Consider the following 23,460-nt stretch of genomic DNA (forward strand, 5'->3'; position numbering starts at 1 on the left):
TATGACGCTCCTACAACCTACATATCTCTGGGGTCTACTAGGATTGTTAATCCCCATAGCCATACACTTGTGGAGTAAACGCAAAGTAAAAACAATACAGGTAGGAAGCACGCAGTTTATAACAGAAACAAAGTCAAAACAGAGTAATAGCATACAGGTTAATGAGTGGTGGTTGCTGCTGCTGCGCTGTTTACTTATCGCTATACTCACAATCATACTAGCACAGCCTTATACAACACATACACCAGATCAAGTAGCGGTAGCTTATATTTTTGAACCCTCACTTATAGACACGCAAGAGGAGCAAAGTCGTTTTAAAACACTACCCTTAGAAGATAGGTTTTTATTAAAAGAGGGATTGCCTAAATGGGATCTGGAGACAGAAATACCACCTAGTAAAACAATACCTAGTTACTGGCAACTTGCACAAGAGATAGCCACCCTAAGAGCAGATAGTGTGGTTGTATTCTCGCAAAATCTCGTTCAAGGTATACAAGGTAAGCGACCTAGCTTAGGTAAACATATAAACTGGGTGTCCATCACATCTCAAGAAGAGAAGGAAGTCCCGTTTTATGCAATACAAGATCAAGATAGTATCACTGTACTTTCGGCAGTAGGGGGGAGTGATTATCACGCTTTCGCGAAAGCAAAAAAAGCAGCATCACAATTTGCGGTTAAAGATGGTACCATCTCTATTATCCAAAACGATACAGAGCGACTAATACCCGTTGTAAAAGAAGATACTATAACGGTAGATGTAATTTATAACAGCTCTTTTGCTACAGAGGCGATGTACCTAGAATCTGCATTAAGAGCAGTAAAAGGCTATACCAGAAAACCTATAACCATTAATATTTATAAAGGTTTAAAAAGTGCGGCAGACCCGGCACCAGATTTTCTAATATGGTTGTCTAATGATGAAGCGCCAGAAGTTGATATTCCAGTTTTGAAATTTGAGGAAGACCTATTTTCAAATAAAATAGTAAAGACTATTTCTGGAACAAACTATACAAATCTCACCCAGAGATTATCACCAGAGATAGTGATTAATAAGAGGTTAGTAGAAGGTGTGTTGCACTGGCTTTCACTAGATGCGGCTGTACAAAGTGATTTTGATAGACTTGATAACAGATCGCTTGCAATGAGTCAGTTTAAACCAAATATGGATGCAAGTAGCTCTATGCCCAGCAAAGAAGTAAAAGCCTCTCTTGTGGACCCATTATGGTTACTGCTTATAGTTATGATTATAATAGAACGTGTTGTTGCAAAACTTAGAAAACAATAATGCTAGAGGGAAAAAGACATATAGCAAAGTACACCAGCCGCTGGCAATTATTGCTAGTAATACAGGGCTTGCTTTATGGTATAGGAGCAGGTGTTTTCTGCTGGTTGTTGAGCAGGCAGTTAGGGATATCTATGTTAGTATTTACTCTAGTAACTGGACTAGCGATGTTAGTATTAAAACCGTGGCGCATTACGGCTACCACAGTAAGTGAGTATCTAGATCATCATCTTAGCAGTGCAGAGTATAGTACTAGTCTATTATTTACAGAAACAACAAGTCTCTCAGGCTTAGGACAATTACAGCAGCATAAAGTAAGTACTGTTTTACAAGAACAAATAAACACCATACGCCCAAAAACAAGTGTAAAGACAGCAGCTATTGTTGCATTTATGCTCATAGGTGCGGGGTACGTGGGTTCTCAATTTATTGTTCCTCCAGTTTTAGATAATGGTGATTCTCAAAAGGAGGTGATACAATTACAGTCTACAGATTCCATAACGCCCTTGCACGCACCGCCGGTGTTAAAACAACAACAGGTTACTATACAGTATCCATCATATACTAAACTAGCAAGTCGTACCACGAGTATTATGAATGTAAAGGCTGTAGAGGGTTCTAAACTTTTTTGGAGTCTAGATTTTGAGGGTTTTATAAAAGAGGTCACACTAGAAGGTCTGGGGACGGGCAAAAAGTTTAATTTAAAAAGAACTAACGAGAACTCACTCAGAGCTTCTGCCAGTTTAATTCCTACTACATCTGGTTATTATAATTTTAATTTTATTGATAGTCTAGATGGTGCATATACATCAGATATTTATGCGATAGAAGTGGTGAAAGATCAACCTCCTGCCATTACCATAAAAGATATCGCTCAGTTTACAACTTTTGAGCATACAGACCGTAAAGTGATAGATTTTAGTGCCTTGATTACAGATGATTTTGGTATCGAGAGTGCTCAAATTATAGCAACTGTAAGTAAAGGAGAAGGAGAGTCTGTAAAGTTTAGAGAAGAAAAAATAGCTTTTGATGCACCCATAACTAAGGGTATAAAAACAATGACCGCGACAAAAAGTATTAGTCTAGATGCCTTAAAAATGGAACTGGGTGATGAGTTATACTTTTATGTAGAGACAAGAGATCAAAAGACACCAAAGCCGAATATCACGCGCAGCGAGACCTACTTTGCAGTGATTAAGGATACGGTGAGTGATGGTTTTGGGGTAGAAGGCACGATGGGAGCAGACCTAATGCCAGATTATTTTAGAAGTCAGCGGCAACTTATAATTGATACAGAAAAACTTATAAAAGATAGAAACACACTTACAAAGCAAGAGTTTACAAATAGGAGCAATGAGCTAGGATTTGACCAGAAAGCCTTGCGTCTTAAGTATGGTAAATTTATGGGTGATGAGGACGACTCAGGTATAGGAGTTGCCCAAGATATAGATATGAGCGATTATGATGAAGATGATCCTACGGCAGGCTTTCGTCACGATCACGATACAGAAAATGAACACAACCTTGTAGAAGAAGACCACGACCACGAGCACGAAGAAGAATCTGAGGGAGAAGAAGAAAAAGAAACCTCCCTCTTTGAAGATTACCTGCATAATCACGATGACCCAGAGGAGTCAACACTTTTTACAGAATCGCTGCGTGGCAAGTTAAAAAATGCAATGGCACAAATGTGGGATGCAGAGTTACATCTCAGACTAGCAGATCCAGATACATCTTTGCCTTACCAGTATAAAGCTTTAAAACTCATACAAGAGATAAAAAACAGTGCACGTATTTATGTGCACCGCATAGGTTTTGACCCTCCACCTATAAAAGAAGATAAGAGACTCTCTGGAGAGATTAAAGAGATAACAAACGTCTTTAAAAAAGAAGATTTTGATAATAAAGACCCTTATGTGTCTATGAGAGAAAGCATAGAGATATTAGAAAAAAGATTACAAAATGAGCGAGAACTTACGGAGGAGGATAAGACCGCTTTCGCGAAAGCGGGAGAAGAACTTGCACAACTAGCCATCTTAGAGCCCTCTAGGCATCTACTTACTTTACAAAAACTCAAATGGCTCACAGAAGATAAGAAACAACCTAAAACCGTGATACAATCTGTACAAAAAGGACTTCTTGAGGCATTGCCTAGAGTATCAGAAACTCCTAAAAACCCAGAAGGGTACACGAGTAAGCTAGAATCATTATTTACAAAAGAGTTACAAAAACGTGATTGATACAATACATTTTTTACGTGAGGATCTTATTTGGCCTACAGTGATAGGCCTAGTGTTGCTCTGGATTTTATTTCTCTGGAAGGAATACAAGGCAGTTACAACCACAAGGTTTATCATACGTGGTATTGTTGCTCTACTAGCACTGAGTGCGGTGGCTTCCTTATTTTTAGAACCTGTAACTTTTCAAAAACAGGTAAAGGAAGTAGCCGTTTTAAAGACAGCAAATTTTGATTCAAATCTAATAGATAGCCTTAAGAGTACAACTCCAGCGCTAAAAACAATTACCTATAAAGAAAATCAAAATCTACAGCCACAATTAGACTCCATAAGTGAGCTCCATATCTCAGGTGACGGGGTTGCTATTTATGATTTGTGGCAGTTTAAAAATAAGAAAGTCTATTACCATCCTCACAAACCCACCTCTGGGATTATAAAACTCGCTTATGATACAGAAGTATTGCTTGGAGATTCACTTACTGTAACTGGTCTATATAAAAACTCTTTTTCTAGTAATACCGTATTGTTACAAGAGTCTGGAGCACGCGCTATAGACTCTGTAAAAATCTTAAATCAAGATGAGACTGTTTTTAAATTACACACACTACCCAAAGCAAAAGGAAATTACCTCTATCATATCATAGTTAAAGACAGTCTGGGTAAGATTATAAGTTCAGACCCGCTTCCATTAACAATAAAAGATCGTGGTCACTTGCGTGTTTTAATGGTGAATACATTTCCTACGTTTGAGACTAAATATCTCAAAAATTACCTAGCAGAGAGTGGTCACGAGGTACTTGTGCGCAGTCAGATTACAAAAGATCGTTATAAGTTTGAAAATTACAACCGTAGCCAGAAAAGCATTTACAATTTTACACGTCAAAACCTTTCTGAATTTGATGTTATAATTACAGATGTGAGCACGTATAATGGACTGAGCCAGCGCTCAAAAAATGCCATTAATTACCGAGTAGAAGAGCAGGGTATGGGACTACTTCTTCAAGCAGATGCCAGACTTATAGAGCAGGGGTCAAAATTTGGTTTTCGCTTTAAGCGAAAAAATATAACAGCATTACAGCTTCCTTCTTGGCCTAGAGTAAAAATACCAGTATACCCTGCCACACTTACAAATGGTGCTCTTGTTGAACCTATACTAGCAACAAAAAATGGCATCTTAAGTGCCTATGCACAAAAGGGAACAGGACGCATAGGTACTCTACTGGCTGAAGATTCTTTTCAATTATTACTAAGTGGTAATGAGGATGTATATCACTATTTATGGAGTGCGGCACTAGGTGAAATAAGCCAGCAACCACAGTCGCTTGTACAGTGGTCACTCAGTGATTATATGGCATATAGTGATGAGCCGTTTCAATTTAATTTGCGCACAAGTATACCATTGCCAAAGGTTGTAATGAATAATGATGTAGTAGTACCCCTTGTACAAAATGTGACGCTGCAAGATGAATGGTCTGGTACAATCTACCCTAATGGTGATGGATGGGTAAACCTCAAGGTGGCGCAGGCTCCCGCTTCTCTAAAGGCTATGTATGTTATAAATGATACCGCGTGGAGGGCAAAAAAGGTGTACAAACAAATAACAGAAAATGCTTCCTTTTATAAGAATGAGAGCAGTCTTTCTTTAGAAAGTTCTATACCTGTACCGTTTACAAAATGGTGGGCATTTACAGTTTTTATTCTAGCAATGGGTTACCTATGGCTAGCCCCTAGAATTTATAAGAGCTAGATGCCTAAGATTTCTTTATCTTTTGCTCATCTGTTGCAAGTCTTTTTTCTTCTTTTTCTACAAATTTTTGATGTTCAGACTGTGCGTAGTGATCTTTTTTTCGGCTATAGATGCTTTTGATACCTTCTGCTTTTCCGTAAATAGTTACCTTGTCGTGAGGTAACATTTTAAAGTTACCAGATGGTGATCCAAAATACCCTACGCCCTCACGCTCTACACCTAGTATAGTGATTCCCTCCTCACGTAGGTCTAACTCTTGTAATGTGCGATGACACATCCAGCCATCATCATCTACCTGTGCTTCTATAATTTTATAGTTGTCTTTGAGGTGTAATACGGCAGCATAATCATTAATCTCAAGATCTGTATATTTTTTGAGCATTTTATTTATGATACGTGATAGCCCTCTGTCTACCCAAGCGCTCCTTATACCTAACCATAGTACAATCATTCCTCCCACTATAATTAGAAAACCATAAAGTCTAGAAGCATTAGACTCTGGTAATACAAATGTGAGGATAAGTGAAGACATTGCTGTTACAATACCCGCGTTACCTATGAGCATAAGGTTATAGATAATCTTACGTCTCACAGGGTGATTCATAATATTTTCTGTTTCTTGAGTGCTTAGACCAGCACCTGTGTAAGCAGATCTTGCTTGAAATTTGGCACTCTCGCTAGATAGACCTGTATGTACAAGTGCGATAGTCGCTATTCTGGTAATGAGTACCGAGAGTGTGACAATAAGAAAAAGGGATACTGCTGCAATCATAATTTGATGTTGTTATATAAAGTAATTTATGCTAGCAACTTAACCTCCTAGTGTGTTGAGATAAAATGCCAGCACGAGTCCTATGGCTGTTGCCAGGCCTGTCCAGTATTTATCTTCTTTAAAAGCCTTTGGAAAAACTTCAATTGCTAGTGAAGCCACGACCGCTCCTCCAGCAAAACAGCGTATAAGGTCTAATGTGTCATTAGACACTTTGTCAAAGAAAAAATAGCCCACAAGTGCTGCTATAGATAACACAATTGCTGTGGCTGTCCATAACCAGATAATAGATTTTGAAGATCTACCATCGGCTTTCATTTCTTTTGCTCCACCTGCAGCCTCGGGTAGATTAGATAGTACAATAGAGCCAGATAGCGCTGCTACTGTGAGTGGGTCTGCACTTATAAGTGCAACCCCCAGTGCTAAGTTTTCTGGTAACCCGTCTAGGGTAATCGCAGCAAGTAAGCCTGAGCCACCGCTACTGGTACTCCATTTTTCTTTCACATAAAAATCAAGAATGGTAAATACAATAGCACCAGTAAAAACAGCTATGAGTGGTGTGATTATAGGCTCTTTTTCTAACGCAGGCTGTATAAGTTCAAGTACTGCAGATACCATAAGCGCTCCTCCTGCGAGTGCAACTAGAAAGCCTTCAGTTTTATTAGAAAGCCTACCATATACTCCCCATAGTGCGCCTGCGATAAGAGCAAAAGAAACAACGCAGATTACAATGATTGTAGTTAACATAATGTGCTAATATTATTTTTGAGTTCTTTTAAAATAATCTATGACGTGTAAACTTGTAAAACCGTGTATGAGTATACTAAATAGAATAACGTAGCTCACAATGCCAAAAAGCTCATCATAATCGGTAAATTTTCCTTTCATAAGAGCATAGCTTAAGTAAAAGAAACTACCTATACCTCGTATTCCAAAAAAGCTTATTGCCCATTTTTTTGGCCCAGAAAAATCTGTTGTGAGCATTGCCAGATACCCAAAAATAGGTCTCAAAATAAGTACAAATGCTAAACTCGCTATGACTCCCCAAATATCTGTATAAGAAAGAATACCAGACACAACAGCCCCACCAAAAAATATTGTCCATAAGGCAACTAGTAGCTTTTCTGTCTCCTCGGCAAAGTGAAGCATTGTGGTGTTTATATTATCATCTGAGTTTTTACCACAATGAAACTGCATAAATACCCCGGCGGCAAATACACTTAAAAATCCATAGGTGTGTAGTACTTCTGCAATACCGTACGAGAAAAAGGTGAGGGCGACCGCAATAAAGCCATCTAAAATATAACGACGGTTTTCTTTACTATGATATTGTACAACCCAGCTGTATATATAGCCTATAAGAGCCCCAATGAGCACACCACCTATAATTTTAAAAAAGAAATAGTACCCAATAAAATGTAGCCAGTCTATTTCTGAAAAACTAGCCGCATTACTCCACAAAATCGCTAAAAAAACAAATGGAAATGCAAACCCATCATTAATACCAGCCTCTGCCGTGAGTGTATATCTTAAGCCTGTATTGCGCTCTTTAAAACTTTGTCGCTCTTCTAGTTGTAACTCACTTGCAAGTACAGGGTCTGTTGGTGCTAGAACCGCTGCTAGTAGTAGTGATACGGGGCCGTTGAGGTCTAGTAGGTAGTACGCAATAAGAAACACAGCAATCATAAAGAGAGGCATTGTTATGGCGATGAGTGATAGTGGTTTTTTCCAGTCACTCCATTTGTAACTTGTGCCTATTTTGAGCCCGGCGGTCATTAAACTTATGATGACAATAACCTCACTTACTATTTTTCCAAATTCTAGTTCCCAAAGAGGATCTGGCCAGGGCAGTGGGGCACCCAGATAGTATAAACACACCCCGAGTAATAGTAAAGGAATGATGTATGTTATTTTGAGTTTTTTTGAATATACAGGTATAAAGGCCATTAGGGAGATGGCAAAACCGGTATAGGCAAGAGCTGGAAAGTATGACGATATTTCTATAACTGCCATCACTATTCGACTATTGTTTCAATGGTGCGGCTTAGTTGTTTTTGAGGCTCTAATTTTGTGTATGTGCTCTTTTTTGTGATATCTAGAGATTCACTTTCTGCATCAGGAAGACCTAGCCAAGGTTCAATACACACATAGTCTGCTCCAGGTTGTGCCCAAAGTGCAAGATTTGGGTAACCAGTAAATCGTACAATTATACCCTTGGTTTTTGACTTTTCGCGTAAGCGTACCCAATTATAATCTATATCAGAAAAAATGAGTGCATCCTTATTAAACAATGATTTAGACAGTGAGAGTAGAGCCCCATCTGTATTTATATCGCGTGTCACTGAGGTGAGTAGCCCAGTATTATCTAGTGTAAGTGACGATAGGTTTTGTGCCTCTGGAAACTCTATTACATAATCTGAAAGTTCTTTTTTATCCCTTACGGGACACGCATATGCCGTGTGACCGCCAAAGGTAAAGTACATAGGGACGGTGTCTAGATTTACCACCTCGTAAGCCATAAGTAAGCGGTTATCTTCTAGTGTGTATGTTATTGTAAATGAAAATTTAAAAGGGTACAAAACCAGTGTATCTTCATTATGACTTAAGGTAAAAGAGCACGATGAGGGGCTTAACTGTTTGTAAAAAAAATGGTCATTATCACGAGCTATGCCGTGTTTTGTCATAGGGTAGGCGGTTTCTTTATAAATGATGGTACCTTCTTTTATGGTGCCTATAGCGGGAAATAAAGGTGGCGAACTGCTTCTCCAAACTTCTGGATTGATTTGCCAGATGTATTCTTGTCCAGTTTTATTATTTGTGAGTGATCTTATCTCAGCACCTTTTGCAAGGATGGAGCAGGTGAGGTGCTCGTTTGTAATAGTATGCAGCATATATAGGGTTGTTGTGGTCTGTACTTAAAGGTAGTATAATTTATGGCAAGTTGCATACCCTGTTTATGATAACTACGCTTTCGCGAAAATGGTCTTCTCTTATAACCATCTCATAATTAAAGTACTCAATGTGCTTTGTTGCAAGTTCTTATTACAATATCAAGAGTGAAAATAAAAAAAGGCTACTTGAGGGTAAGTAGCCTTTTGGGTCAATATGATTACGCTTAGTACGTCTAACAAATCAATACTCAATCACATTGAAAAAAGGGGGATTAATGCTTTATAGAGTCTCTTCTGGTCTAATTCAAATAAAAACTGAAAAGTTTATTACTTAGAGCGTCTATGTTCTTTTTTCCTTACAAAAAACTTTATGCTGACAGTAGGTGCCTGTTCTTTGTAATGACAAATGTAGGTATCTACTTGATTTTTAAGGGTAAACCCAGCTGCACACCTAGGGATTAGATAAAACGTTGTTTGTAATAGATAAACTACACAAGATATTGCAATTTATAAGTAGCTATGCATATTGAAGACCTTAGGTGGTAAAAGTAGATTAATTACAATATGATGAATGTACTAGAAGCAACCGTAGGTTATTTAGCGTAGACGCTACATTGCTTAAGTATTAAACAAAAAAAGGTACCCAGCGACGGATACCTTTTGCAAATAAATTGGTTTAAATACCCCTAATAATCTAAACCGTGGCAAGAATACTAGATTTTCTGTTAGGTATTTTACGGATTTCCTTTTTTTGGAGTAAAAAAGTCAATTTTTTTTAGATTATTTTTTTGGGACACTATATAAACAGTAATATAATAGTGAGTATAAATCCACCTATGGCAAAGAGCATCCCTTTTTTAAAAATGGGCATTTTAGGCGTGTACATCCAGAATGCAGAGATTACAAAAAAGAGTAAAGAAGCTCCAAAGAAAATATTTAAGAAGTATACAGGGCTGTTAGTCGTCGCTTTATGGAGGTGCTCCATCTTATCAAGTATATAAGGAAGTTCCATCTTGCGAGTGGTTACAATACCGGTTTCTTGATTATATGACCCTCCTTTAAAATAGAAAACAGCTCCCTCAGTCTTAGTCACTTTTGGGTTTTTGCGCAATTTTGAACTCAACTCGCTTGAGGTAAGCTTAGGCTCCATTTGCTTTTCTGTAATCACTTCGTGTTTTAAAAAATCTGTATTTCTATACACCATTACAATACCACTTATGGCATAGACAGCCATAATACCGGCTAGAAAGAAACCTAGGTATCTATGTATTGAACGTACTTTTAATGAAAATGGAGTTTTGCGTTTTGCCATAATGGTCGTGTTATGAAATCTTTGCGCTCTTCATTAGAACAAAGTTTACTGTGTAAAAAAATAAGTCGCAAATGTAGTCTTCTTAAAATAAACCTGAAATAGGGTTTACTATATTATTAAATACCAATAGTCACCTTAAAAAGATGACTATTGGTATTTACATTCAATGAAGTAATTTTAAACACTCGTTAGAAATTATAACTTACAACACCAGATAGCGTTCTAGGGTCAGTTTGATTTATGAACCTTGTTCTATATGCATTGTAACCTATTTCATCAAAAAGGTTATTTATCAACAATCTTGCACTCCAGTTTTGATTAAAAACATATGATGCTTGGAGGTTAACTTGAGTAAAAGCCTCTATATCAAAGGGTTCTTGGTTAGGAACAATACCCTCGTGACTTACAGCTCCTGCAGACCAATCATTTACAGGTCTTTCTCCAGTATAATAAACTCCACCACCTAGTGATAAACCTTTAAGTCTATTTTTAAAAGAATAATTTAAAAAGAGATTTGCTGTATGACTAGGTGTGTTGAGTGGGGAAGAACCATAAACAAATGATGTATGGTCTTTGTACTGTGCATCTATGTATGAATATCCTGCTACAGCTGTGAGATTTTCTAGTATTCTACCAGTTAGTTCTAGTTCTACCCCTTGTCTTTGATCATTACCTCCTTTTTCATAAAAACCTGTGGCAATAAAGTTATCATCATAGACCGGTAAATTAATATTGCGATTATTAATCTTAAAATAAGTTACATTAAAACGTAGTCTGTCATTGTACCAGCTTGTTTTAATTCCAGTTTCTAGTTGATCAAAACGCTCATTACCAAGGGCGTTACCGTTAATATCTATTCTATTTCCGGTGCGAGGGTATGCGCTATTTGTATATGAAGCAAATACATTGAGATGTGATGAAGGAGAAACTACAACACCTACAAGAGGGCTAAAGGCATTACTGCTCGTTATTTCATCTCCTGTAATAGTTTCTGTAGTGCTATAACGTAACCCTATAAATGTGTTAAGCCATTTATTCCAAGATATAACATCTTGTGCTACAAAGCCTAGAGCGTTTGTCTCTGATACTGTTGAGTTTTCAACTTCAAAATCTAGATTAGGAAGTACATTACTGTTTGCCATAAACACATTTAATGTATCAACGACATTTACAGTTTCATTACCATAAGATGCATAAGAGGTTCTGTAATCTAATCCTATTTGAAAAGTATGTTTTATTGAGCCGGTTTGTACATCTTTACCTATTAAGTCTAGTTGTAAGGTGCTATTGTTATCTGTTCTATAAGCACTTGAGTAGCCTCTCTCTCTAAGATTATATTGTGTTTCATTATTTAAGGAAACAGCTCCTCCTAGACTTGCTCCCTTATCATTAAGATCTAATTGTGAAGCATAGTAAGCTGTCTTAAGGGTGAGTCTATCTGAAAGAATTCTATCAAACCTCACGGCGTATGTCGTGTTTTTTGTTACTGCTTTATCATTTTCAAAACCCAAAAATTGATCATAAGGTAAGTCGTAAATTGCATTTGTATCATTCTCATCTAGATTTACGGTCCCTATATCAGGAGTTCGGCTATCATAAAAATGATCTAGTTCTAAGGTGAGCTTAGACTTATTATCTATTTTAAATTCAAGTGAGGGATTTATATAAAAACGCTGAGATGAAATTCCCGAACGATAACTATCAGACCTTTGAATAGCTCCATTTATTCTATAAGCTATGGTTTCTTTTTGATTAAGCGGTCCATATACATCTGCTGTTGTACGAGTGAGTCCAAAACTCCCTACACGTTGCGAAACTTGACCTCCAAAACTATATTTTGGTGTTTTAGTAACTATGTTAACAACCCCTCCAGGACTACCTAAATCTGTAGCAACACCTTGAGTAATGGCTGCAGCCCCTTTTAAAACTTGAATGTTATCTACCCCTTGCATATCTGTAAGTATACCAACACCTCTAAAATCTGAGTGTACACGTACACCATTCTTTAAAATTGGGATTCCTCTAAAGCCTCTAGATGAAATGCTTTCTCTTTTGTTACCGTATGTTGCAAAAGTGTAAACACCAGCTACATTTTTTGTAGCGTCTGCAATGGTTAATGCTCCCTGATTTTCTATAAGCTTTTCAGAAATAACAGAGATACTTTGTATTTGTTCGTGTGTTGCTAGCGGTAGTCTTGTAAGTGCCTCAATTTTATCTGGATGACTATTGCGCCTCCCAAAAACTTCAACCTGCTCGAGAGAGTTGTCGAGGTCTAGTATGAAGCTGTAGTTTACTGTTTTATTTGACGTAAAAGTTATGTCTTCCGTTTTTGTTACAAAACCCACAGCGCTTACTTGAATTTTGTAATTACCATCATTTTTTATTGATAAGGTATAAACACCTTGTTCATCTGCTGCGGTACCTTTCTTTAGACTTGGTATATAGATGTTTGCAAAAGGAATAACTTCATTATGCATTCCTTTTACTGTTCCACTTATGGTGGGTTTGTCTTGAGCAACTACTACAGATAAAAACAGTAATTGTGTAAAGAGTAATAAATATTTCATTGATTGTTTTTATTTAGATTAAATATAAATAGAGAGCAAAACTAATAGAAGATTTTTGCATAATCAAAATTATTTAGAACTAATCTAAATAATTTGTTGCGTCTTTTTGTAATCCTTTCGGAATGAGTACGATGTACTCCAGAGAGGATTTAATTTAAGGTTGATTCTATAAGAGGGTAAAAAAACCAGCGCTTGAGCTGGTTTTGAAAGTAATTATTGTCAGTGATTAACAAAAAATATGAATAGCGATTTTTTAAACGAGATTTATTAATTTCAAGAGAATTTTCGCGAAAGCGGTCTCTTAAACTACTAGATTTTAAGTATTTGCATTAATAGTATAGTCTAAAGTCTAGTAGCTTACAGAGTTTGTAATGTTTTTGAAACATCTGTTCTACAACTTCTTTAAAGTCATCATTTTCTTGAAACATAGTAATAAACACCCTGTCTATAGTATTATAACTTAAGATGTCTTTATTCCTTGATCCATAGCCAGATATGGCTCTTGCTCCAGTTACATCTAAAAAGTATTGTGACTCTTCATCAGTAAGATCTAGAGCTTTTCTGTTTGAAAATTGAATGATTTTACCGGTCATCTTCCCCTCAAAAATTTCGGCTATCTCCTCAATGCTATAATAGTAATCATTGAGCATAATATTATTAGGCTGGCCAGACATTATGAGATATATAATTTCGTAATCCTTAAAATTATGGTCATCATAAATGAGCGTATTTAGGCTATCTTCTAGTCCTTCTATAGTGTCGCAACTTTTGTAAATACTAGTAATTCCTTGCGTTAAGGCAATATCTTCTAGGGTTTTTAAAACAACTGTCGTGGCTTCTAGCTCTACATCTGGCACTGCCTCAAGGCAGTAAACAAATTTTTCTGCCTCGGTATAAGGTGTAAGATGCGATAGGGGCTCATTCATAACACAATGTGCAGTTAAGTGGTTAAGCTAGATAATTGCTTATACCAATATATTTTTCTGAATTGTAAAAATAATATAAAACCTTTCCATTAGTTTCTAAAAGCCTCCCGTTTACCTTAAGAAATTATCAAGAATTCTTTTGATCTAGTCTTTAAGGAACTTTTTATCGTAGTGTTTTGTCTTATACTTTATTAAAAAGCAGCGTTAAGGTGATTTTAATAAGTTTATGTACGCTTTCGCGAAAGCGGTATCAATCTTTTTAAAATTTGTGACCACGATATAATAAATTTTTGATAGTTTTATTTTAAAGTTCAGTAAATAAGACTGTTAACTGTGTAAATGAGGAGAATGATATGGCTAAAGCTATAAAAAGTATGACGTTAGATAAGAAACCTACGTACCAAGAATTAGAAAGGGAGATAGCGGTTTTAAAATCTGAGAGAGAACAGAGTTATAAGACGCTCTTTGATAATTCTACCATATCTATATGGAATGAAGATTTTACCTTAGTGTATAAAGAAATAGAAAGAATAAGAACAGATAAAATTTCTGATATAAGGGAGTACTTAAAGGAAAATCCCGATACGTTGTTCCTACTATTGCAAAGCTTGAAGATTAATAGTGTTAATGAGGCTACTTTAAAGCTTTTTAAAGCAAGTAGTAAACAAGATTTTTTAGATAATATACAACGCACATTTGGTGAAGGAGCGACTAAAGTGTTTGTAAATCTTATAGTTGCTATTTGGAACAATGAGAAATCATTTTCATCAGAAGTAAATTACAAAACGCTCAAAGGAGATGAGTTTGCGGCTATGATATCTCTTAACCTACCGCAAAATTTATTTGAGCAAAAAACGGTTCCAGTTACTATACAAGACATAAGTGCGCTTAAGGAGGCAGAGAATGCCAAGAAAAAATCGATATTAAATTTACAACAGGCTCAAAAAATTGGAAAAATAGGCAGCTGGGAGTGGGATTGGAAAACCGGTGCTGTTTACTGGTCTGATGAAATGCTTAATATTTTTGGGCTGAAGAGAGGAGAGATGGAGCTTACAAGCCTGAATGTGGGGCAATTTGTTGTAAAGGAAGATAGAGAAAAAGTAAATGATATCATTAGAGGGCTTTACAAAGGTAAAGGTATGAAGCCTTTTAAATTTAGTATTTTAAGATCTAATAGTGAGATAAGACATTTAAATCATCTAGCGATAGAAGTTGAAAACGGAAAAGTTTTTGGAGTAACACAAGATGTTACTGATATTAAGAATATAGAAAATGACTTAAATGCAGCACAAACTCTTGCAAAAGTAGGTAGCTGGATAGTAGAGATCCCTACATTAAAAATGGAATGGTCTAATGTTATGTATCCTATCTGGGGTTTTGATTCTTCACAAGGTACTCCAGAATATGAAAAACTAATTGATCGAGTACATCCTGATGATTTGGAGTTATGGAATGTCTCTGTACAAACAGCCATAGATTCTGGCATTTCTTATGACATTGAGCATAGAGTCTGCCCTCCTGACGGAGTACAAAAAGTGGTGAGAAGTATTTGTGAGCCTGTAGTAGGTCCAAACGGTAATGTAATAAGTTTAAAAGGGACCGCTCAAGACATTACAGAGCAGAGACTCTTAGATCAAGAACTTATAAGAGCAAAGGAAGAAGCCGAAAAAAGTAAAAACCATTTTAATAATATTATAGATAATATAGGTGACCCTGTTTTTGTAAAAGATGATCAAAGTAGACTCCTTGTAGTTAATGATGCATTTTGCAAGCTTTTTGGTTTTGATAGATTAGATATTATAGGTAAAACTCTTGCAGAAGACGTAACAAAGGAGGAAAGGGATGCCTTTTTAGAGATTGACAGAAAGCTTATAAGCGATGGTATAGAGAGTATAAATGAAGAGTCTATTACTATACGAGATGGAGAGACACAAAGAATTTCTACTAGAAAGACACGATTTATAGATAATGAAGGTGAAGTTTTTATAGTAGGTGTTATACACGATATTACAGAGCGTTTTAAGACAGAAACCATAATAAAAGAGGCAAAGGAGCGTGCCGAGGCAAACGAACGACGTTTTAGAATTTTAATGCAAAATCTAGAAGCAGGTGTTGTGGTACACGCCCCAGATACTTCAATAGTGCAATGCAATGATAGGGCTTCAGAAATATTGAGTATAGATCAAGAAGCTATACAAGATAAAGCGCTTCGTTATGTCAATCCTAAACTTATAAATTTAGATAAGTCACCACTAGCATTATCAGAATATCCCGTAAATAAAATAGCAAGGACTAAAGAGTCTATAAATAATCAAATTATCGGGCTTCTAGGTGATAATGATAAGGAGATAAAATGGACAACTCTTAATGGTTTTCCCGTACTTAATGATGTAGGAGAAATTACAGAGATAGTTACGGTCTTTATTGATATAACAGAACAGCGACAAAATGAAAAGGATAAACTTAAAGCCAAACTATTATTAGATAAAACAGAAAACGAACTTAGTGATGCCCAAGCCCTCGCAAAAATTGGTAGTTGGCTAGTTAGACCATCCGGTATGAAGATGGAATGGTCTAAAGAAATGTATAATATTTGGGGTTTTGACTATGGAAAGAAATTACCAGATTATGAAAGCGTAGTGGAGAGAGTACATCCAGATGATATGGAACTTCTTAAAAATGCTATAGATAAAGCAATAACCAAAGGAGAGCCATATAATATAGAGTATAGAATTTGTATTCCTAACCGTCCACAAAAGACTATAAGAGCAATATGTCAGCCCGTGATGGGGGAGGATGGAAAAGTAATAAACCTTGCGGGAACTAATCAAGATATAACCGAGCAAAAGAAATTATCAGGTGAACTTATAAGCGCCAAAGAGAAAGCCGAAGAGAGTGATAGATTAAAGTCTGCTTTTCTCGCAAATTTAAGCCACGAGATGCGCACCCCAATGAATGGTATTTTAGGCTTTTCAGAATTACTAAGGAGAAAAAACATATCTGAAGAAAAAAAGGATATCTATCTAGAACTTTTAGAAAAAGAAGGACACCGTCTTTTGAGTTTTATCTCTAATATTGTTGATATCTCTAAGATAGAGTCTAACATCATAAATATCGAAAATTCTCACCTTAACCTCAATTCACTTATTGATGATTTATATTCAAAATATCAATTAAAACTAGAAGGGACAAATATTAAACTTGAAGTTAATAAGGCGCTATCAGATACAGACAGCGCTATAGAAACTGATGAAAATAAACTCGTTCAAATATTATCTAACCTACTAGAAAACGCAATAAAATTTACAAAGGAGGGCTCTATAGAATTTGGCTACACTTTAAAAGAAGAAATACTACAATTCTATGTTAAAGATTCTGGAATAGGAATAGATGAAGAAGAACAAAAAAACATCTTTGACCGATTTACGCAGGGTAAAAGAGAACAAACTCATAATCTAGGTGTAGGATTAGGTTTGTCTATTGTAAAAGGTCTAATTAAAATTTTGAATGGATCTGTATGGATAGAATCAAAAATAGGTGAAGGATCAATATTTTATTTTACAATTCCTTATAAACAAGTAGCAGACAAGATTGCTATTGTAAATGACCCTAGTGAAACAACTTTAGAAAATGGTGATTTTACAATTTTAGTAGCCGAAGATGATAATTTGAGTTTTCTTTACATAAAAGCTTGTCTTTCTAATTATAACTGTACTGTTATACGGGCTGTTAATGGAAAGGAGGCCGTAAAAATTGTTAATGAAAACCCCTCACTAGATCTCGTATTAATGGATATAAATATGCCAGAGATGGATGGTAACGATGCTCTAGTAGAAATAAGGAAAACAAATAAAGAAATAAAAGTAATTGCCCAGACCGGTCTCGCTATGTCTGGTGATAAAGAAAAAATGCTCAATGCTGGCTTTACTGACTATGTATCAAAACCTATTTCTACCTCACAACTCATAAGCACAATAAACAAGCACTTAAAAATAGCAACGTAAACTCATAGCGTTATAAATTGTCAACGTAATATTTGTCACCCAAAAATAAAAAACCCCGTAAACACTAGTGTCACGGGGTTTAATTGTGGAGTCGGAGGGATTCGAACCCTCGTCCAAACAAGCAATGTTACTGCTTTCTACGTGTGTAGTCTCTGTTTAAATTTTCGTGAGATTGCCGGTCAGTGACTACCAACGCACCCCTTATCTTCAATTAAGTTTCTCTCTCGCATCAAAGCCCTACAAGAGATAGGTTTACTTTTACGAAGTCACTATATCGATTGCCGTAAACCAAGGCTCTCGAGTGACTTCCTGCTTGTCTACCTTGTAGACCGAGGCGTAATCTTACTATAATTCAGATTATGCAGCTAGGGCGTAGTTATTCTCGCCGTTTAAAAAAGTTGAAATATGAGATTTACGAGCTATTTTCCAGCGCTCGACACGCTTACAATACCATTGATCTCGCTGTCAAAACCAGTCGACCCCAGTAGTATCACTCTCACAGGTACTCCTTAACTCATAAGCTGTAAACATTATAAGTTCTCTTGTACGCTTTCGCGAAAGCGGAATAGCAAATATAGCACTAAACCTTATATTTGCTCTTAATAAAATGCAAAAGCTATACCAACAATATAGCCTGCCAAAACTTCACACACATTATGAAATTTGCCATCATCACAGAACGTAAGAATCCGCCAGACAGAAGAGTTGTTTTCTCACCAGAAAAACTAGCCGAAGCACGAGAGCAGTTTGAAGATGCAAGTTTTGTGGTTGAGGAGTCAGACATACGCGTTTTTCCTGATATGGCATACACTATAAATGGTTTTGATGTACAAGAGGATGTAACAGATGCAGATGTAATGATAGGTGTGAAGGAAGTGCCCCTTGATGCTTTAATACCTGGTAAAAAGTATTTCTTTTTTAGTCATACTATAAAAAAGCAGCCTTATAACCGCAAGTTGCTCAAGGCTATTCTTGATAAAAATATTGAGATGTATGATCACGAGGTAATTACTAGAGAAGACGGAGCACGTCTTATAGGTTTTGGCCGTTATGCAGGTCTCGTAGGCGCATATAATGGTTTTAGACTACTAGGGCAGCGAGATGACTTATTTGAGCTTCCTAAAGTAGAGAGTCTAGCAGATCTTGATGCTGTAAAAGAAGAACTGGATAAAATTAATGTACCGGCAATAAAAATTTGTCTTTCTGGTAGTGGTAAAGTAGCTAGAGGTGCAAAGGAAATACTGGACCATCTTAAAATAAGAGAAGTAACAGACCAAGAGTACTTAAGTCAAGAATTTACAGAGCCAGTATATTGCCTTATAGATGTACTAGAATATAATAAAAGAAAAGATGGCCAGCCGGGCAGTAGAGCAGAGTTTTATAAAGATCCTTCTGGATATGAAAGTGATTTTATGAAATATGCAAAGGTTACAGATTATTTTATAGCGGGCCACTTTTATGGAGATGGCGCTCCTTACTTGTTTACGCGAGAAGATGCAAAACACCCAGATTTCAAAATCAACCTAGTTGCAGATATATCTTGTGATATAGATGGGCCAGTTGCAAGTACCATAAGACCATCTACCATTGCTGAGCCTTTTTATGGATACAACCCACATACTGAGAAAGAAGATAACTATAAGAATGAGGGTGTGATAGCTGTGATGGCGGTAGATAATCTTCCTTGTGAGTTGCCTAAGGATGCGAGTGAAGGTTTTGGAGAATTATTTTTAGAACACGTCATTCCAGCATTTTTTAATGGTGATAAAAATGGTATACTTGAGCGTGCCCGTATGACGCAAGATGGTAAGCTTACCCCACGCTACGCTTACCTTCAAGATTATGTAGATGGTAGGGAATAATGTTAATAGCGTCCTAATTTTCTTACATTAATTAATGTCTTTAGGGGCTCCCTTTGTATCTTTGTACGTTCAATCAAAAGAATTACATGAAGGTTTTAATTACAGGTGCCACGGGATTAGTGGGGACAGCCCTAACAGAATTATGTCACAAGAATGGAATTGATGTTAACTATCTAACGACATCAAAAGATAAAATACAATCAAAAAATAATTACAAAGGATTTTACTGGAATACAAAAACAGATGAGATTGATGATGCCTGTTTTGAAGGTGTAGATACTATTTTTCATCTTGCTGGAGCTACGATTGCCCAGCGCTGGTCTGTAGAGAATAGGAAAGCTATTTTTGAAAGCCGGGTTGTAACTACAAGGTTACTTTATAGTACGCTTTCGCGAAAGCGTAAAAATGGCGAGACTGTTACCGTAAAGCATTTTATTAGTGCAAGTGCTATAGGAGGCTATCCATCTTCTTTTACAGAACTATATGATGAGTCTTATCCTGAATATGCATCTGGCTTTTTGGGTCAGGTTGTGGAACAATGGGAGACAGCTGCGCTGGAGTTTCAAAAAATAGATGTTATGACCTCTAGAGTACGCACAGGCGTAATACTTGATAAAGAAGCAGGTGCATTACCTAAGCTTATGAAGCCTATTTCTTATGGAGCAGGTGCGCCGTTAGGTACTGGTAAGCAATGGCAATCGTGGATACATATAGATGATATGGCTGGTATATACTACCACATTTATGAAAACAAATTATCTGGCGTTTATAACGGCGTTGCACCCTCACCAGTAACCAATAAAAAGTTTACAGAAGTGGTGGCAGATGAGTTAGGTAAACCACTTATACTTCCTAAAGTACCTGCGTTTGCTCTTAAGCTTATGCTGGGCGATATGGCTGCGGTGGTTTTAGAAAGCCAGAAGGTAAGTGCCCTTAAAATACAAGAAGACGGTTATAAATTTAAATATAGTGATATAGATAGTGCAGTAGCAGACTTGCTCGCATAAAAAAAGCCACTCGATAGAGTGGCTTTTTAATTATATAGCTTATTGAACTTATGCTTTAGTCGCTTGAAGTTTTACAGTAAGCTGGATATCATCAGAGATAAACTTATCTCCTAAGTTATCAAAGATAGATTTTGACCCATAATTTACTCCCCAGTTTGTACGGTCTATTGTAAATGGCTCACTTGTAAGTGTCATATTTGCTCCATCTACGCTATAAGTTACAGGGAACTCAATGTTCTTCTTTTGATCTCTTATTGTAAGGTTACCTTGCATCATTTTCTTTCCTTCTTTTTCTGTAACTCCAGTTACTTCAAAAGCTGCTGTAGGATATTTTGCCACATTAAAGAAGTGATCTTCTTTACCCTCAGCCTGTCCTTTAAGGTGTCCTTCTAAAGATGCTTTACCATCACCTTCTAGATCTGTAACTGTAATACTAGTCATATCTATTAGGAAGGTACCTGTAATTTTGTCTCCAGCTACTTTTACAACACCACTCTCGATGTTTATAGTACCCGTGTGATTTTCTGTTGGCTTGCTACCTACCCAGTCTATGGTAGACGCACTAGTGTCTACAGTAAATTTCATAGCATCTGCTACAGTTGCAACTTCTTTAGCTTCGGTAGCCTCAGTTTCGTTTGTTTTGTCTCCTTTACAAGACACAGTTCCTGCTATAAGAGCAATTACTGCAAGAGTATTTAAGATTTGTTTTTTCATTTTGATATATATTTAGTGAACTGCAAAATTAACATTTATTTATAGTCGTCTTCTTAATAATTTCATAAATGCATCATATTAATGTAAATAAGTTTTTGGTAAAGTTGGAAATGAGCATTTTTAAAGAGGGAAGGTGGATTGACTCAGGCTGTTTTTATAGAACTAAAAAAGCAATGACATTTTGACATTTTACAGCAATTGGCAGTACTTTTGCCATTTCAGTAAAAAATTGATTTAAGACCACTATGGCAACAGAAGATAAAAAACAAGATACTACCGTAGACGAGGCTGCTCAAGAGCAGCTTGTAAACGAGGCAGAGCAGGCAAATGAGACTAAAGAAGCCGAAGATGCGGCTCCTAAAGATGAGCGTACTGAGCTAGAAGTTGCTCAAGATGATCTTGCTGCCGAGAAAGATAAGTTTTTACGCCTATTTGCAGAGTTTGAAAACTATAAACGACGCACTACAAAAGAACGTATAGAATTGTATAAAACTGCAGGTCAAGAGGTAATACAAGCGTTATTACCTGTGGTAGATGATTTTGATAGAGCGCTTAATGAGTTTAAAGGAGATAAGGATGATATACACGTAAAAGGTATGACCCTTATAAGCAATAAATTTAAGGAGACACTTAAGTCTAAAGGACTTGAAGAAATGGAAGTAAAGGCTGGAGATGCTTTTGATGCAGATCAGCACGAGGCTATTACTCAAATACCTGCACCTAGCAAGAAGCTCAAGGGTAAAATTGTAGATGTGATAGAGAAGGGGTATAAACTTGGAGATAAAATCATCCGGTTTCCTAAGGTAGTTACAGGACAGTAATATAAGTAGTACAAGGAAAAGTGTAGATGAGCATCTACCGTCCTTAATGATTTAAGAGTGCTCAGTCTTACTGAGTTTTTATTATGAAAGAAGATTTTTACGACATATTAGGTATCTCAAAAGGAGCTACTGCAGCAGAGATAAAGAAAGCATACCGTAAGAAGGCGGTACAGTATCACCCTGATAAAAACCCAGGTGATGAAACTGCAGAGGCAAACTTTAAGAAAGCGGCAGAGGCTTATGAGGTATTAAGTGATGAGCAAAAACGTGCTCGCTATGATCAATATGGTCATCAAGCCTTTGAAGGCGGCGGCGGCTTCGGCGGTGGCGGGATGAATATGGATGATATTTTTAGCCAGTTTGGAGATATCTTTGGCGGCGCTTTTGGCGGTGGCGGGGGTGGTTTCTCTGGTTTTGGTGGAGGCTTTGGCGGCGGTCAGCGTCGTGTGAAAGGAAGCAACCTTCGTATACGAGTGAAGCTCACACTAGAAGAAATAGCAAACGGCGTAGAGAAAAAAATCAAGGTAAAGCGTAAGAAGCAAGCGGCTGGCGTATCATATAAAACCTGTACAACTTGTAATGGTGCTGGACAAGTCACCAAGATCCAGAATACTATCTTAGGTCGTATGCAAACTAGTGCACCTTGTACTACTTGTGGTGGATCAGGACAGATGATAGACAAGCGTCCTGCTGGAGCAGATGCTCAAGGACTCATTGTAGATGAGGAAACAGTAAGTATCAAAATACCAGCTGGAGTAGTAGATGGTATGCAGCTCAAAGTGACGGGTAAAGGTAATGAGGCTCCAGGTAATGGAATCGCTGGAGATCTACTAGTAGCAATAGAAGAAAAAGATCACGACTTTTTACAGAGAGAAGGAGATAATTTACACTATGACCTTTATATAAGTATAAGTGAGGCCGTACTTGGTACATCAAAAGAGATAGATACTGTAACTGGTAAAGTGCGTATCAAAATAGAAGAGGGTGTACAGAGTGGTAAGATATTACGTTTACGAGGTAAAGGTATCCCTTCTATAAATGGATATGGTAAAGGAGATTTACTTGTACACGTAAATGTGTGGACACCTAAAACTCTTAATAAAGAACAAAAGCAGTTTTTTGAAAAAATGGCTACCGATGATAACTTCTCACCAAATCCAGAAACAAGTGATAAATCATTCTTTGAGAAGGTAAAAGATATGTTCTCTTAACAGCTGTTTTCAAATTTTATGAAACCAAATTAATTGGGTTCATAAAAAAAAGTTATATTTGAATAACGTTAAACAATGTTTGACGTTATTTTTCTTTTTCATAGCAATTT

The 23,460-nt window shown here is 36.7% G+C and carries 16 protein-coding genes and 1 other RNA gene; 8 read left to right on the forward strand and 9 right to left on the reverse strand.

Annotated elements, in window-relative coordinates; all coding sequences use genetic code 11:
* Position 1 precedes the first annotated feature (1 nt).
* The 3 genes from MED134_RS13130 to MED134_RS13140 are packed head-to-tail and all read left to right on the forward strand — an operon-like array spanning position 2 to position 5,266.
* Positions 2 to 1,285: a BatA domain-containing protein gene (locus MED134_RS13130; RefSeq protein WP_038599966.1), complete on the forward strand. Its 1,284-nt coding sequence runs from the start codon at positions 2 to 4 to the stop codon at positions 1,283 to 1,285.
* Positions 1,285 to 3,522: a hypothetical protein gene (locus MED134_RS13135; RefSeq protein WP_038599969.1), complete on the forward strand. Its 2,238-nt coding sequence runs from the start codon at positions 1,285 to 1,287 to the stop codon at positions 3,520 to 3,522. The genes MED134_RS13130 and MED134_RS13135 overlap by 1 nt, the downstream gene beginning before the upstream one ends.
* Complete coding sequence (locus MED134_RS13140; protein ID WP_038599972.1) at positions 3,515 to 5,266, forward strand: hypothetical protein; 1,752 nt, start codon at positions 3,515 to 3,517, stop codon at positions 5,264 to 5,266. Before MED134_RS13135 ends, MED134_RS13140 begins: the two co-directional genes overlap by 8 nt.
* Positions 5,267 to 5,270: 4 nt before the next feature.
* Here the strand turns inward: MED134_RS13140 and MED134_RS13145 are convergent, their stop codons facing one another.
* The 7 genes from MED134_RS13145 to MED134_RS13175 all read right to left on the reverse strand — a co-directional run bounded on the left by MED134_RS13145 (position 5,271) and on the right by MED134_RS13175 (position 13,731).
* Positions 5,271 to 6,038: a TrkA C-terminal domain-containing protein gene (locus MED134_RS13145; protein ID WP_038599974.1), complete on the reverse strand. Its 768-nt coding sequence runs from the start codon at positions 6,036 to 6,038 to the stop codon at positions 5,271 to 5,273.
* A 39-nt stretch (positions 6,039 to 6,077) separates the two neighbouring features.
* Positions 6,078 to 6,782 carry a ZIP family metal transporter gene (locus MED134_RS13150; RefSeq protein ID WP_038599977.1) on the reverse strand — a complete coding sequence of 235 codons (705 nt, stop codon included), beginning with the start codon at positions 6,780 to 6,782 and terminating at the stop codon, positions 6,078 to 6,080.
* Positions 6,783 to 6,794: 12 nt separating this feature from the next.
* Entirely contained in the window at positions 6,795 to 8,048 is a 1,254-nt protein-coding gene (locus MED134_RS13155; protein ID WP_052084241.1) for a cation:proton antiporter, read from the reverse strand.
* 2 nt (positions 8,049 to 8,050) lie between these two features.
* Positions 8,051 to 8,926 (reverse strand): aldose 1-epimerase family protein, encoded by an 876-nt coding sequence (locus tag MED134_RS13160; protein WP_052084242.1) that lies wholly within the window; start codon positions 8,924 to 8,926, stop codon positions 8,051 to 8,053.
* A gap of 796 nt (positions 8,927 to 9,722) precedes the next feature.
* Positions 9,723 to 10,238 carry a PepSY domain-containing protein gene (locus MED134_RS13165; RefSeq protein ID WP_038599979.1) on the reverse strand — a complete coding sequence of 172 codons (516 nt, stop codon included), beginning with the start codon at positions 10,236 to 10,238 and terminating at the stop codon, positions 9,723 to 9,725.
* Positions 10,239 to 10,426: 188 nt separating this feature from the next.
* Positions 10,427 to 12,805: a TonB-dependent receptor gene (locus tag MED134_RS13170; RefSeq protein WP_038599981.1), complete on the reverse strand. Its 2,379-nt coding sequence runs from the start codon at positions 12,803 to 12,805 to the stop codon at positions 10,427 to 10,429.
* Positions 12,806 to 13,134: 329 nt separating this feature from the next.
* Entirely contained in the window at positions 13,135 to 13,731 is a 597-nt protein-coding gene (locus MED134_RS13175; RefSeq protein WP_038599984.1) for a DUF6642 family protein, read from the reverse strand.
* 374 nt (positions 13,732 to 14,105) lie between these two features.
* Between MED134_RS13175 and MED134_RS14800 the strand changes: the two genes are divergently transcribed.
* A complete protein-coding gene (locus MED134_RS14800) occupies positions 14,106 to 17,735 on the forward strand; it encodes a PAS domain-containing protein (protein ID WP_158407712.1) in 3,630 nt (1,209 codons plus the stop codon).
* A gap of 83 nt (positions 17,736 to 17,818) precedes the next feature.
* On the opposite strand, the gene ssrA is transcribed toward MED134_RS14800, so the two are convergent.
* Positions 17,819 to 18,218: a transfer-messenger RNA gene (ssrA, locus tag MED134_RS15000) on the reverse strand.
* 173 nt (positions 18,219 to 18,391) lie between these two features.
* Between ssrA and MED134_RS13185 the strand changes: the two genes are divergently transcribed.
* Positions 18,392 to 19,597: an NAD(P)-dependent oxidoreductase gene (locus tag MED134_RS13185; RefSeq protein WP_038599988.1), complete on the forward strand. Its 1,206-nt coding sequence runs from the start codon at positions 18,392 to 18,394 to the stop codon at positions 19,595 to 19,597.
* An 86-nt stretch (positions 19,598 to 19,683) separates the two neighbouring features.
* Complete coding sequence (locus MED134_RS13190; protein WP_038599991.1) at positions 19,684 to 20,604, forward strand: TIGR01777 family oxidoreductase; 921 nt, start codon at positions 19,684 to 19,686, stop codon at positions 20,602 to 20,604.
* A gap of 48 nt (positions 20,605 to 20,652) precedes the next feature.
* Here MED134_RS13190 and MED134_RS13195 read toward each other — a convergent pair whose 3' ends face one another.
* On the reverse strand, positions 20,653 to 21,318 hold the full coding sequence (locus tag MED134_RS13195) for a YceI family protein (protein ID WP_035327961.1): 666 nt from the start codon (positions 21,316 to 21,318) through the stop codon (positions 20,653 to 20,655).
* A 245-nt stretch (positions 21,319 to 21,563) separates the two neighbouring features.
* Between MED134_RS13195 and MED134_RS13200 the strand changes: the two genes are divergently transcribed.
* Positions 21,564 to 22,139 carry a nucleotide exchange factor GrpE gene (locus tag MED134_RS13200; protein ID WP_038599993.1) on the forward strand — a complete coding sequence of 192 codons (576 nt, stop codon included), beginning with the start codon at positions 21,564 to 21,566 and terminating at the stop codon, positions 22,137 to 22,139.
* An 83-nt stretch (positions 22,140 to 22,222) separates the two neighbouring features.
* Positions 22,223 to 23,350, forward strand: coding sequence for a molecular chaperone DnaJ (gene dnaJ, locus MED134_RS13205; RefSeq protein ID WP_038599996.1), 1,128 nt, complete (start codon positions 22,223 to 22,225; stop codon positions 23,348 to 23,350).
* Positions 23,351 to 23,460 lie beyond the last annotated feature (110 nt).

Origin of the sequence: Dokdonia sp. MED134, assembly GCF_000152925.2 — a bacterium.
In the GTDB taxonomy this organism is placed as follows: Bacteria; Bacteroidota; Bacteroidia; order Flavobacteriales; family Flavobacteriaceae; genus Dokdonia.

Excerpts from the sequence above, each read along its gene's own strand:
- MED134_RS13165 (WP_038599979.1), bottom strand. The coding sequence starts at position 10,238 with ATGGCAAAACGCAAAACTCCATTTTCATTAAAAGTACGTTCAATACAT.
- MED134_RS13155 (WP_052084241.1), bottom strand. The coding sequence starts at position 8,048 with ATGGCAGTTATAGAAATATCGTCATACTTTCCAGCTCTTGCCTATACC.
- MED134_RS13195 (WP_035327961.1), bottom strand. The coding sequence starts at position 21,318 with ATGAAAAAACAAATCTTAAATACTCTTGCAGTAATTGCTCTTATAGCA.
- MED134_RS13190 (WP_038599991.1), top strand. The coding sequence starts at position 19,684 with ATGAAGGTTTTAATTACAGGTGCCACGGGATTAGTGGGGACAGCCCTA.
- MED134_RS13135 (WP_038599969.1), top strand. The coding sequence starts at position 1,285 with ATGCTAGAGGGAAAAAGACATATAGCAAAGTACACCAGCCGCTGGCAA.
- MED134_RS14800 (WP_158407712.1), top strand. The coding sequence starts at position 14,106 with ATGACGTTAGATAAGAAACCTACGTACCAAGAATTAGAAAGGGAGATA.
- MED134_RS13150 (WP_038599977.1), bottom strand. The coding sequence starts at position 6,782 with ATGTTAACTACAATCATTGTAATCTGCGTTGTTTCTTTTGCTCTTATC.
- MED134_RS13175 (WP_038599984.1), bottom strand. The coding sequence starts at position 13,731 with ATGAATGAGCCCCTATCGCATCTTACACCTTATACCGAGGCAGAAAAA.
- MED134_RS13200 (WP_038599993.1), top strand. The coding sequence starts at position 21,564 with ATGGCAACAGAAGATAAAAAACAAGATACTACCGTAGACGAGGCTGCT.
- MED134_RS13130 (WP_038599966.1), top strand. The coding sequence starts at position 2 with ATGACGCTCCTACAACCTACATATCTCTGGGGTCTACTAGGATTGTTA.
- MED134_RS13170 (WP_038599981.1), bottom strand. The coding sequence starts at position 12,805 with ATGAAATATTTATTACTCTTTACACAATTACTGTTTTTATCTGTAGTA.
- MED134_RS13160 (WP_052084242.1), bottom strand. The coding sequence starts at position 8,926 with ATGCTGCATACTATTACAAACGAGCACCTCACCTGCTCCATCCTTGCA.
- MED134_RS13185 (WP_038599988.1), top strand. The coding sequence starts at position 18,392 with ATGAAATTTGCCATCATCACAGAACGTAAGAATCCGCCAGACAGAAGA.
- dnaJ (WP_038599996.1), top strand. The coding sequence starts at position 22,223 with ATGAAAGAAGATTTTTACGACATATTAGGTATCTCAAAAGGAGCTACT.
- MED134_RS13145 (WP_038599974.1), bottom strand. The coding sequence starts at position 6,038 with ATGATTGCAGCAGTATCCCTTTTTCTTATTGTCACACTCTCGGTACTC.